The 12,079-nt window shown below is 46.9% G+C and carries 8 protein-coding genes and 2 pseudogenes; 4 read left to right on the forward strand and 6 right to left on the reverse strand.

The window, feature by feature from the left end; all coding sequences use genetic code 11:
- Positions 1 to 22: 22 nt before the first annotated feature.
- A pseudogene (locus tag MF6396_RS14010) lies at positions 23 to 565 on the reverse strand (ATP-binding protein); the annotation flags it as partial.
- An 84-nt stretch (positions 566 to 649) separates the two neighbouring features.
- Here MF6396_RS14010 and MF6396_RS28455 point away from each other — a divergent pair.
- Positions 650 to 1,132 carry a hypothetical protein gene (locus MF6396_RS28455; protein WP_153046091.1) on the forward strand — a complete coding sequence of 161 codons (483 nt, stop codon included), beginning with the start codon at positions 650 to 652 and terminating at the stop codon, positions 1,130 to 1,132.
- A gap of 688 nt (positions 1,133 to 1,820) precedes the next feature.
- Complete coding sequence (locus MF6396_RS14015) at positions 1,821 to 3,305, forward strand: replication endonuclease (RefSeq protein WP_161493038.1); 1,485 nt, start codon at positions 1,821 to 1,823, stop codon at positions 3,303 to 3,305.
- Positions 3,306 to 3,918: 613 nt separating this feature from the next.
- On the opposite strand, the gene MF6396_RS14020 is transcribed toward MF6396_RS14015, so the two are convergent.
- From MF6396_RS14020 to MF6396_RS14040, 5 genes and pseudogenes are all read right to left on the reverse strand, one after another.
- Positions 3,919 to 5,889, reverse strand: a complete 1,971-nt coding sequence (locus MF6396_RS14020; RefSeq protein WP_078480648.1) for a relaxase/mobilization nuclease domain-containing protein — start codon at positions 5,887 to 5,889, stop codon at positions 3,919 to 3,921.
- Positions 5,886 to 6,257: a plasmid mobilization protein gene (locus MF6396_RS14025; RefSeq protein WP_078480650.1), complete on the reverse strand. Its 372-nt coding sequence runs from the start codon at positions 6,255 to 6,257 to the stop codon at positions 5,886 to 5,888. Before MF6396_RS14025 ends, MF6396_RS14020 begins: the two co-directional genes overlap by 4 nt.
- A 283-nt stretch (positions 6,258 to 6,540) precedes the next feature.
- The gene (locus tag MF6396_RS14030) at positions 6,541 to 8,295 is read right to left on the reverse strand and encodes a recombinase family protein (protein WP_078480651.1); all 1,755 of its coding nucleotides are present in this window, start codon (positions 8,293 to 8,295) and stop codon (positions 6,541 to 6,543) included.
- Positions 8,296 to 8,339: 44 nt separating this feature from the next.
- A pseudogene (locus tag MF6396_RS14035) lies at positions 8,340 to 9,302 on the reverse strand (YifB family Mg chelatase-like AAA ATPase); the annotation flags it as partial.
- A gap of 313 nt (positions 9,303 to 9,615) precedes the next feature.
- Positions 9,616 to 9,879, reverse strand: coding sequence for an accessory factor UbiK family protein (locus tag MF6396_RS14040; protein WP_043863349.1), 264 nt, complete (start codon positions 9,877 to 9,879; stop codon positions 9,616 to 9,618).
- A 341-nt stretch (positions 9,880 to 10,220) separates the two neighbouring features.
- Between MF6396_RS14040 and glnK the strand changes: the two genes are divergently transcribed.
- Positions 10,221 to 10,559 (forward strand): P-II family nitrogen regulator, encoded by a 339-nt coding sequence (glnK, locus tag MF6396_RS14045; protein WP_002555808.1) that lies wholly within the window; start codon positions 10,221 to 10,223, stop codon positions 10,557 to 10,559.
- Positions 10,560 to 10,600: 41 nt separating this feature from the next.
- Positions 10,601 to 11,926: an ammonium transporter gene (locus MF6396_RS14050; RefSeq protein ID WP_043863350.1), complete on the forward strand. Its 1,326-nt coding sequence runs from the start codon at positions 10,601 to 10,603 to the stop codon at positions 11,924 to 11,926.
- Positions 11,927 to 12,079: the final 153 nt, after the last annotated feature.

A 12,079-nucleotide genomic window follows, 5' to 3' on the forward strand; every position in this document is an offset into this window, starting at 1 on the left:
AAACCGATGGGCGTCAAGGCACCTAAGGCCCGGGGCGGTACTGCAGGGCCTCGGCCAGGTGCACACGCGCAATGTGTGCGGCCTGTTCCAGATCGGCCAGCGTACGCGCCACCTTGAGCAGGCGGTGCGCGGCCCGTAGCGACAAGGTTAGTCGTTCGCACGCGGTTTCCAGCCATTGCTGATCGTCAGCGGACAGCGCGCAGTGCTGGCGCAGGCCGGGCAGCTCGAGAAAGGCGTTGGCACAGCCCTGGCGCTGTTGTTGTCGTTCGCGTGCGGCAGCCACCTGCCCTGCGATGTGGGCACTGGCGGGGCCGTTGTCGGTGCAGTGCGAGAGCGCCGTGGCTTCACGGGCGACGGTCAGGTGCAGGTCGATGCGATCAAGCAACGGGCCGGAGAGCTTGTTGCGGTAGCGCTGGATCTGGTCGCTGCTGCATCGGCAGCGACCGGTGGGGTCGCCATGGTAGCCGCAGGGGCAGGGGTTCATCGCCGCCACCAATTGGAAGCGGGCCGGGAAGCGGATCTTGTCCTTGGCCCGGGCGATCACGATTTCGCCCGATTCGAATGGTAGGGGGGTATCCCACACAATTATTAGCAATGGATTTTTGCTCCCGATTGGATTGAGAATGGCGTTTTGCCAACAGGAGGTTGTATGGGATTTCTATCAAAGGCTGGGAGCATTGCGTTCGGGGTTGCCATTTTTCTAGGACTGCTGGCATTACCGTTCTTATTTTTTGCAGGTATTACCAGAGCTTACGAACAAATAATTCCGCCGTTAATATCAATAGGATGGATATGCATAGGGTTGATTTTGTTTGTGCTGTTGCCGCTTTCAATATTCAAAAGGCTTAGGGTTTTTACTGGCACAACTATATACATATTCTCATATGTTTTCGGTCTCCTGAGTTTTCTCATCAGCCTTTTGACTACGTGGTTCCTGTGGGGTGGTTTTTGGGCAATTCTTGGCATGGTATTACTTGGGGGAGCAGTAGTGCCATTTGCATTGTTAGCCAGTGCTTTCAAAGGGATGTGGACTTTGTTCTTTATAGTCGTTGGTCTTCTGGTAATTACTTGGGTGGCTCGTATCGTTGGAATGTTAATCGCTGAAAGCGGTGTAAATAATAAGTATAGGTAAGCAAGGTCATTTTGAGAGCTTGAACTTGTTCAAGTTTGAAAAATGAGCAGATGATTGCGTTGATTAAGGTCTAACCCTATTTGACTAATAAGGTTCGACCTTAAATTTATTTTTGCTTTGCTATTGACAACGTTTTTCATTGAATTTAAGCCAAAAAACGACTGTCCAAGAAAATGAAAACCCAAAAAAATGACCTAAAAACCTATAAAAAACTCAATGCACTTTTTTAGTGCGTTAACAGAAATAGGTAAAAAACGGCGTCTTTTAATTTTCCGTATTAACATACGCATAAGATAGTAAATCACCTAAAAATGGCTATTCCATAAGTTTTGATTTTTGGAAATTCTCCTGCCCAAGATGCTTTTTGATTTTGATATGCGAACTTGGTTCGCAATACCCAGATGCTTTTGATTTTGACCTTCTTGGATAACTCTTAAATAAGTGTCGCAAGTTAAATTTATAAGGTTTTTTGAGCGTTTTTGAATTGGCTTTCTATTGAGGGTGAAGTCAATAAAACGTATATCTATATTTGACTTATAAAAATCGCATGATATATCTGTATGTATTAACTTAAAATACATATATGATTTTTATACCTCAAAGGATATCCACTGACAAAGCAAACATCGAATTCTTCTTCAAAGAATGTGAGCGTCAGTATTTCTTTGAGAATGCAATTGAAAGGAATATGGCTTTAAAAGAAAACTTTAATAACAAGAATAACAACTCATCAAAAAGGAAAGCCGGAAGTATTGCGAAAGAAATTCGCCATATTAAAGAGAAATTCAATTGGGTTTCACAATGCCCTGAATACACTTGCTGGAAAATACAAGAAAAGTATTCCATTTGCAAAAACAGCGAATTAAATGAAATTGTCAAAAATATCTCATTTGTGTTCGGCAATATACAAGACATTCTTATAGTTAAACAACGAAACCTTAATAATAATGATGGCGTTGCTGGTGATGTATTCGCATATGTAAACCCTGAATGGAACATTGGATATGGCATTAAAATAAAAGATATTAAAGGCTCAACGCTCAAAGATAAATTGATAAACATAGCTGATGAAAAGAAACTAAAAACGCAGATTAGAAGAATACAAAAACAAAGAAATGAACTCTACAAGTTGAAGTTGGGGGTGATTGGTGCTGGTCGTGACTTTGAAATATGTAGCGATGAAGTTGTTCGAGATAGAGAAGCGGACGAAGCCAAGCAACTTGATTACATCATGAAAAATTCTGTGGTTTATGAGAATAAAAAGAAAGTTCCTCTATCAAAGATAGCGAGCACTGAAAAACAAAGATTCGCTGAGATATTTATTCAAGTTACTTCTTTGGACTTATACGCCAAGCAACTTGATTACAAGCCTCTTTTCATCACGTTCACTGCACCCGCTAGATTTCACCCAAAGCCTTCAAATGGCGTGAGTTCTTGGGATGGTTCAACTCCAAAAGAAAGTAATGATTACTTGAAAGGCTTATGGAACGCTTTTAGAAAAGACATCCATAGGCATAAGATTGAAATGAATGGTTTCTGGGCGGTCGAGCCACACAAAGACCAGTGCTTTCATAAACACGCTTTAATGTATGTTAACAAGAAACATTTTGATGGATTGATTGTATTGATTAACAAGCATTTTAGGCACTCGGAGAATGCCGTTAGAATTGAAGAGATAGACACTAAGAAAAGTAAAGCAACGTCATATGTGATGAAATATCTAACCAAGTCATTCAATATGGATTTCGAATTGAAAGGTGGCGTGTTAAATATTGATAAACTGGAAATATCAAACCACAAAAAAGTTAGAGCGGTTCAAGCGTTGTGGTCTGTCCGTAGATATGCGATGTTCGGCGTTAAAAATACATTATCGCTGTGGAGAGAGTTGAAAAGGAAACCATTTTTAAAAGGTAAAAATGAAACAATAGACAAGGCTTTCGCGTTTGTTGAAATAAATGATTTCATAGGGTTCTCTATGTTTGTTAATGGAAAGCTCAAAATAAAGAGAGTATTTAGTGAAATACAAATCATGAAAAACGATTTGCTGGGTGATGTGTTTGGAAAAAGTCTAGTAGATAAATATATTTTAGATTTAACAAGTGATGAAGTTTTAAGCATAAAAGCAAACTGCAAGGTTGTGCCCGCTGAGTGGTTAGATATTGAAATCACATAAATAAATATATACTAATGTATTGATTTATGATTACAGCATGTTATGTTGTAACTAACAGACTGGGGGATGAGTTATGGAACTAATTAGGATGGCGAGTGGGAAAAAGAAAGTTTTAAGGGTTATTAAGCAATTGGGGCTTACTGAGATGTATAAAAACATTAGCAGCTTGCATAGTAGTAGCGAGTATCATTTGCTATTTGATACGGCGGATTGCGAGTTTAAAGTGCTGGTGAATCAAAGCAATGTGCCCTATCAATATCAAGATGAGTGTTTAAGAGAACAACAATAAAGCCAGCGAATGCTGGTTTTGCTTATTGCAAGTATATACATTATTGACTTGGTTAAAATATATGTTCTAATTGATATATAAACAGCCGAGAACAATATGAAGAGCAACAAGACAAACAGATACCTGCTTAAATCAGAGAAGGAAACAATGCAACGCTTTCAAGAGATAGCCAAAATGAATGATTTCCCTATGTCCCGATACATCAATGACTGCATTGAGCAATACTTGAAATCCTACGATAGTGATGGATTTAAAGATGAGGTATCAATCAAGGTGCCAATAAGGAAATTTGAAAGAATTAACAAATAAAAAGCCCTGTTGGGGCTATTTTTTCAACTGTGGTTTTAAGTCGAACGTTACCGCTCTTTTGTTTGCCATCTGTGCTTTAAAAGCTTGTTCAAGCTGTTTTGCTGCCGCTGGGTCTCTTTCACTAATTTCATCAAATATCTTATAAAAATCCTGTCTTAAATTATATTGGCGTTTAATTTCACCTTTTCTCTCATAGATAAAATTTTGTTTGTCCATGTATCTATGGCCCGCAATGTCGCTTTTACTGTTTCCAGTAAATAGTGTTTTTTCAAGCTTTTTCTGTATACCTTCAAATACTTCCACGAGTTCATCATTAGAATATGTTGAATAGTCACCTTCAACCTTATCGCTTTCAGGTTCTGGAAGCGACTCCGGTGCCATCGGCATGTAAAGCTCATCTATGGCAGAACCTACTGGTTTAAATGGTTCTATGGCTTCCGTAGGCGTGTGTGCGACAGGGGTAGCTATGGCTGGCCCGAACATATCGTGCAAGTCATCAATCAAGCCTTCATTGGCTGGCGTAACCTTTTCTTGTTCAACCTGCTTTGTTGGTTCTGCTGGCTTCGCTGGTGTGGTTTGAACAGGTGGAGCAATGACAGGCTCAACTGGCTTAGGTGGCTCTACGGCCATCCTTGGGGCTTCTGGTGCTGGTGCTGGTGCTGGTGCTGGTTCTGGCTTCTTGTTCATAGAAGCGTAGTGCTCTTGGATTTTGTTCAATTCTTCTAAATCTGCTGGTGTAGGTTTGTAACCTTCAAGCTTGAACCCTTTGGCTTCCAATCCCATTAACTGAAATTCAAGCCATATATTTTTCTTAAAGAAATCAGGGCCATTCACTGTGAATGATTGTGGTGGTTTGGCGTCGGCAACTAGCCTTTGAATGCCAGCCTTTGCTGACTGTCTTGATAAATCATGGAATGAAACTTTTGACGGGTCTTTGTAATACTCGAATGATTTCTTGCTGCTGGCTGAATTATAGAAATATTCAACTTTATCACTATGTTGAATAAACTTGAACTTGGTGGCAAGCACTGAGTTCGGTTTAATCTTTTTCATGTAGTCGGGTTCTGCTTCATTGGAAGCAATAAAACAATCTTCGTATTTCTTAACGTTGTGCTTATTTTTCAAAGTCTGCTCAAAGCCACTGTCATCACCTAGTTTCGCTTTAAGTGTTTTGTAAGATAGGCCAAGCTCGGATGCTTTGAATATCTGGTCTTTATGTTGAATGGAAAAGGAAGTTTTCCCATTATAGATAACGTTGTATCCGTTATCTGCGATTTTGTTTATGAAGTCACTCGGAGAGCTAGACTGTTGCAGTAAAATTTTTAAGTCAGTCTTCATTTCTTCTTTATTAGAAATAATCCCGCGTATTTCAAGCATGCGTTCATTTGATGATGGTTTTTTGTCGGCGTATTTTTTGTTTATTAAGTCTTTCTTTTGCTCCGCTGTTTTGTCTTTGTATTTTGAATTATTGTTCAAGGTGTCAATGTCTCTTGATATTCTATTCTTGGGAGCAATCAAGTTGTGTTTCTTTTCTAGATATTCGCACTTTCTTTCTATATTGCGATAGTCGTTGCTGACGTTGTAGCATTTACCATCAAAGTCTTTTATTGCCCATACAATATGAACATGAACCTCATCTGTATCAATGTGAACGCCTAACGAATACTTTCTGTTTGAAAGTTTGTGCGTGGCTTCATAAAGTTCTTTTGCAATATCTCGGGCTTGCTCTGGTGTAACATTGTCATTCGTATGAAAGCTAACAACATCGTGCTGGGTTCTAACTGATTGCTTTCTACCTTTCTTGCTGTCAGTAATATCGCTTTCAATTGATTGTGATATTGCTTTCGCAATATCTTTCTTTGAAGCATTCAAAGGCGTGTGCATGTTGGACTCGAATAATACGCACCCATCTTCTTTGTTGAAATACTTGGCCGTTTTATAAATGGCTGATTTTGATTTTTGAGTGCTGAGTTTTTTGCGTATCATGACTTACCTACGTTGGTTAATGTCTCCTTTTTTAATTTGTCCAACTTTTTAGTAAGTATGGTTATGTTCTGGTCGAGTTCAGTTAGCCTTTTTAGAATATCAAAAGGAGGTGCCTCATTAGCATTTAGACTTTTAGCTATTTGATTTAGGTTGTTTCCATATCCGCCCAGAAACCTTTCAATCTTATCAATGTCTTGTCTAAGCTCAGGATTGGTGATTTCAATAATTGAATTGATGCCATTATTGATAATGTGGGAGATAAAGCCGGACTGGCTTTTGTGCATCATTTTTCTTTCGTGCTCAATCTTTTCGTAATCACTTTCGGATATTCTTACATTCATCTGTCTTGGTTTTTTATTATCACTCATACATTCCTCATGGTTGTTGATTTTAATTTTTCAAACGTAGTGCGAAAAATCGAGCGTAAATGTAAGCAAAGAACGAAGTGAATTTGCTATACATTTACATTGCTCGCATATAAAGAATTCAAACTACTAATATCAAGTTACCATATATTAAAATGTTTTCAAGTTTGTATAGTGTTCAAGAATGAGTAGGTGGCGTGCTAGCTGTGTGTAGCAGCGTATAGTAACGTATAGCAGACATAAAAAAGGCCACCTACTTAGGCAGCCTAATTTTATTATGATGGCGTCAATTAAAGTATTCGTTAAGATTGTTGATGCCAAACTCTTTAAGCGGATTATGTAGGCTGAACTGCTTAGCTATGCGGTCAATTTCAAAACCGTTCTGGAAAATCTTAGCAAACAAAGTTCTTGTGGCTTTGTCGAAGTTGAATTTGAAAGTGATGTCGTTAGCAACAAAGAATTGATTTATCTTTAAGCGGCCATCTTCTGTTTTATACAAACCAATTATGTCGTTTTCCGAGTAAATGTTTATAGTGGTTTTCTTGATGTTTATTTGTGTTTGTAGTTCTGCAAGGTTTTGTTCAATATCGTTGATGTTTGCTTCTGTTTTGCTGACTACCTCTAAGAATTCTTTTGGGATGACTCCGCTGGTGAAACCGGCAAAAGATTTCATTAGGTTGTCTCTATAACTTTTTTGTTCAAGCAAAAGGTTGTTCAGTTCCACAATTTTCTTGTTGTCTTTGGTTTGGCTCTCTCTGTTTGACAGGAGCTTGATTAATAATTCTCTGAAATTCTCTACCCGTTCCTCTTCATCAATATCTTCTTGTGTTGTGAGACGATAAATCATCCCGCTTTCACGAGTTATCCATTCATGTTGACGTTCAGGGTTCGGGTCTTCGTTCTGCCATGGGTGAACGTCGAAGTCTTCATCTGTTGTGGATTGATATATAAGTTCAAGAAATAACCCAAAAGCCAAGTCAAAACGAAAGCGAGGTTGGTCACATCCATTTTTTAATTCTTTGCGTGTATAGCATTGAAAATACGGATAAACGACGCCTTTGGGGTTTGTTTGTTTTTCAAACAGCATAGATGCCTCACAACAATCACATTTGATGCTGTGGCGGAAAATGTTCAAGCTGCCAACACTTTGGTTGCCGTAGTTTTTTCTTTGTGCTCTATTTTTCATTGCTGCTATTGCTTCATTAAACAGCTCATATGAAACAATTTGCGGATAATAGTTTTCAATATATCGCTCAAATACTTTCTTTTTATTTTCGTCTCTTCGTTGAGCCATGTAGGCACCGAGAACATATTTCGTATCTATTAGATGCTTTATATTTCTACTTGACCATTTTCGTTTTGAGTAAGCGTTGAGCTTTTTAATTGACAATGACACGCCGACATATTTCAGGCTCTCAAAGAAATCTCTTATTTCCTGAGCTTCTTCTTCATTGATTTCAAAGCAGTTAAGTTCTGTGTTATATCGAATGCCATAAGGTGGATTATGAGCGTTAAAAATTACCTTTTCTTCTTCGGCTAACTTTTTGGCTCTATTCCATGCGGATTTTCTACGAACTGATTTCGTCTTACTTTCTTCGTATGCTCGCTTTGCGATAACACTTAAAAGAATATCTTGTTGTAAGTCATCAATGCGGTTTGTTTCGTTTGGTTTTTCATATCGTTGACCATCAATGGTGGTTATTAAAATGACGCCTTTTTCAAGGATGCCATTGACTAATTCTTTTGCTTGTAGAAGTCTTTGGCGACTAAGCCGGTCGATACTTTCAACGAATATATAATCGCCCTCTTTGATATGCATATCGCTAATCATATCAATGAGTTCTTTTAGTTTTCCTTTTCGTTTGTTGCTTCCATCGTGTGCAGATATGCCCGTATCCGAGTAGATATTCTCAGGCGGCAACTCAATACCTTGTTGCTTTGTAATGGCTTGGATTGAAGCCATTTGACGGTCTACGGAGTCCCTACCGGCTTCGCCTTGGGCCTTGGATGAGTAGCGGATATAAGCGTAGGCAGTAGGCATTCCGGGCTTCCTGTGACGTTTGGAAAAGTGTGAGAATACCACCTACCAGTCTCCAGGGGCTCGCGCAGCACTTCCAGCACGCGCCGCTCGAACTCCGGCAACTCATCCAGAAACAGCACGCCATGGTGGGCCAGGGTGATCTCGCCGGGTTGCGGGCGGCTGCCACCGCCGACCAGTGCGGCCCCCGACGCCGAGTGATGCGGGTGGCGAAACGGACGCTGCGGCCAGCTGTTGAGCGGCAGCGGGCTGGCGACCGACTGGATGGCCGCCACCTCCAGCGCTTCGCGCTCGTTCAGCGGTGGCAGCAGGCCGGGCAGGCGGCTGGCGAGCAGAGTCTTGCCGGTGCCGGGTGGCCCGCTGAACAGCAGGTTGTGGGCCCCGGCCGCCGCGACCAGCAGGGCACGCTTGGCGGCAAGCTGGCCCTGCACCTCGTTGAGGTCGGGGTAGGGCTGGCTGTGCAGGACCAGGCCGTTGGCCTTGTAGGGTTCGAGGGGCTGCTGGCCGTTGAGGTGCGCGACCAGTTCCAACAGGTGGTCTACGGCGTACACCACCAGGCCCGAAGCCAGGCAGGCCTCCTCGGCATTCTCCCGTGGCACCACCAGGGCGCGCCCGGCTTCGCGGGCGGCAAGGGCGGCAGGCAGCACGCCCTGCACGCAGCGCACCGCCCCCGACAGCGCCAGCTCGCCCAGGCATTCCACTGCGTGCAGCGAGGCGATCGGCATCTGCCCGTTGGCGGCCAGGATGCCCAGGGCTATGGCCAGGTCGAAGCGTCCGCCATCCTTGGGCAGGTCGGCGGGGGCGAGGTTGAGGGTGATGCGCCGCGCGGGGAACTCCAGGCCGGAGTTGAGGATGGCGCTGCGCACACGGTCCTTGCTTTCCTTTACCGTGGCTTCGGGCAGGCCGACCAGGGTCAGGTTGGGCAGGCCGCTGGCCAGGTGCGCTTCGATGGTGACCGCAGGGGCCAGTACGCCCACCTGGGCGCGGCTGTGGACAAGGGCGAGGGACATGCACACTCCATGATCGGGACAATGCCGCGTCCTGCGGCTGGGGCAAGGATAGTGGTGCGCGCGCAGGGTGCGCGGGGGAGAGTGAGTCGAGGTTTTGCAGCGGTTGACGGGGCCAGGAGCGCTGGTCAAGATCACGGCGCCCCGGTGCAGCCTTCGGGCCGCGACGGCGTGCGTGCCAATGGCTTCTATCGCCGCTTGGGGGTGGGAGGTGGTGGCGCAGTTGGAGGAGGGGGATGTGCGGTATGAGAAGGTGAGGCAGGCCCCTGCATGACCCTGCAGGCGCCGGCCCCGCCGACGAAGGCTGCGCTGCGCTCTACTCGGCAGCCGCCGGGTTCAGCCGCGCTTCCATCTCTTCGACCTTGGCCTCCAGCGCCTCCAGGCGTGCGCGGGTGCGGGCCAGCACTACCATCTGGCTGTCGAACTCCTCACGGCTGACCAGTTCCAGCTTGCTGAAACCACTTTGCAGCAGTGCCTTGAACTGGCTTTCCAGTTCGCTGCGCGGCTGCGCGGTGTCACCGCTGAACAGGCGCGAGGCCTGGTCGCTCAGGGCATCGAGAAAGGCTTTGGGCGCGAGCATGTTGGTCCGTCCGGTAAATGCAAAGAGGCGGCCAGTGTAACACGCACCCCACGCCCGCTCGCCCCGCACGCTTTTCGCGCATTCCCCCGATCGGTAGCGCACCGTTTTTGTGCGTGTTTGCCCTGCTGGCGACTGGCCAATTCCAAGCAAGGCACGCAAGCCCGTGTAATTGGTGGCTTTGGCAGACATGGCAAGGTTTCTGCTTAGAGCCAAGTGACTCATGCACTGGTGTCGGGCCTTGGGATTGAGGCCGACGAAGCGTTACAAAGCCAGGCACTGCGCTTAGACTTGAGACGGGTTTGTTTTCCTGGGGCAAGTCCACCAATTCGGGAGAGAGTTTCATGAAGCTAGTCACTGCCATCATCAAGCCATTCAAGTTGGACGACGTGCGCGAGTCGCTGTCCGAAATCGGCGTGCAGGGCATTACCGTCACGGAAGTCAAAGGCTTCGGACGGCAGAAAGGCCACACCGAGCTGTATCGCGGTGCTGAATACGTAGTCGATTTCCTGCCCAAGGTGAAGATCGATGTCGCCATCGACGACAAGGACCTGGACCGGGTCATCGAGGCGATCACCAAGGCGGCCAACACCGGCAAGATCGGTGACGGCAAGATTTTCGTGGTCAATCTGGAACAGGCCATCCGCATCCGTACCGGTGAAACCGATACCGACGCGATCTAAGTAACGCCGCCCCAAACCCCAACGCCCCAGGAGATAACAATATGACTCTGCGTCAGTTCGCAGGGCTAGGAGCCCTTTTGTCCCTCGTAATGCCTGGCATGGCCATGGCAGAGGAGGCAGCCGCCCCCGTGCTCAACTCCGGCGACACCGCCTGGATGTTGACCGCCACCGCGCTGGTGCTGTTCATGACCATCCCGGGCCTGGCGTTGTTCTACGGCGGCATGGTGCGTTCCAAGAACGTGCTTTCGGTGATGATGCAGTGTTTCGCCATCACCGGCCTGATCAGCATTCTGTGGATGGTCTACGGCTACAGCCTGGCGTTCGATACCACGGGTATGGAAGAGGGCGTGGTCAACTTCAATTCCTTCGTCGGCGGGTTCTCCAAGGCCTTCCTGGCCGGCGTCACCCCCGCAAGCCTGACCTCGTTGTTCCCCGAGGCGGTGTTCATCACCTTCCAGATGACCTTCGCCATCATCACTCCGGCCCTGATCGTCGGTGCCTTTGCCGAGCGCATGAAGTTCTCGGCCATGCTGATCTTCATGGCCGTGTGGTTCACCCTGGTCTACGCACCGATCGCGCACATGGTCTGGTCCGGTGCCGGCGGCCTGATGTGGGACTGGGGCGTACTGGACTTTGCCGGTGGCACTGTGGTGCATATCAATGCGGGTATCGCAGGCCTGGTGGCGTGCCTGGTGCTGGGCAAGCGCAAGGGCTTCCCAACCACCCCGATGGCCCCGCACAACCTGGGCTACACCCTGATGGGCGCGGCCATGCTGTGGATCGGCTGGTTCGGCTTCAACGCCGGCTCCGCAGCCGCTGCCAACGGCACCGCCGGCATGGCCATGCTGGTGACCCAGATCGCCACGGCCGCCGCTGCGCTGGGCTGGATGTTCGCCGAGTGGATCACCCACGGCAAACCCAGCGCCCTGGGCATCGCCTCCGGTGTGGTGGCAGGCCTGGTGGCGATCACCCCGGCTGCGGGCACCGTAGGCCCGATGGGCGCACTGGTGATCGGCCTGGTATCGGGTGTGGTGTGCTTCTTCTGCGCCACCAGCCTCAAGCGCAAGATGGGCTATGACGACTCCCTGGACGCCTTCGGCGTGCATGGCATCGGCGGCATCGTCGGCGCGATTCTCACCGGCGTGTTCGCGGCCCCTGCACTGGGCGGCTTCGGTACCGTCGAAGATATCGGCGCACAGGTCTGGGTGCAGGCCAAGGGCGTGGGCTTCACGGTGATCTACACCGCCATCGTCACCTACGTGATTCTGAAGGTGCTGGACCTGGTGATGGGCCTGCGGGTCAACGAAGAGGAAGAAGCGGTCGGCCTCGACCTCGCGCAGCACAACGAGCGTGGCTACAACCTGTAACATGCTCGAAAAAACATGCCCGGCTTGCCGGGCATTTTTTTGCCTGGGTTTTGTCCATCCAAGGGCACGCAAACGGTTTCCACGGGGGCATTTGCAGGCGCTTGACGCTGTAATGGCCATCAAGCATAAAACTTACAGCGAACAAGGATATTT

This window comes from Pseudomonas sp. MF6396, assembly GCF_002018915.1.
In the GTDB taxonomy this organism is placed as follows: domain Bacteria; phylum Pseudomonadota; class Gammaproteobacteria; order Pseudomonadales; family Pseudomonadaceae; genus Aquipseudomonas; species Aquipseudomonas palmensis.

Coding starts and splice junctions, on each gene's coding strand:
- MF6396_RS28455 (WP_153046091.1), top strand. CDS start 650: ATGGGATTTCTATCAAAGGCTGGGAGCATTGCGTTCGGGGTTGCCATT.
- MF6396_RS14015 (WP_161493038.1), top strand. CDS start 1,821: ATGGCTTTAAAAGAAAACTTTAATAACAAGAATAACAACTCATCAAAA.
- MF6396_RS14020 (WP_078480648.1), bottom strand. CDS start 5,889: ATGATACGCAAAAAACTCAGCACTCAAAAATCAAAATCAGCCATTTAT.
- MF6396_RS14025 (WP_078480650.1), bottom strand. CDS start 6,257: ATGAGTGATAATAAAAAACCAAGACAGATGAATGTAAGAATATCCGAA.
- MF6396_RS14030 (WP_078480651.1), bottom strand. CDS start 8,295: ATGCCTACTGCCTACGCTTATATCCGCTACTCATCCAAGGCCCAAGGC.
- MF6396_RS14040 (WP_043863349.1), bottom strand. CDS start 9,879: ATGCTCGCGCCCAAAGCCTTTCTCGATGCCCTGAGCGACCAGGCCTCG.
- glnK (WP_002555808.1), top strand. CDS start 10,221: ATGAAGCTAGTCACTGCCATCATCAAGCCATTCAAGTTGGACGACGTG.
- MF6396_RS14050 (WP_043863350.1), top strand. CDS start 10,601: ATGACTCTGCGTCAGTTCGCAGGGCTAGGAGCCCTTTTGTCCCTCGTA.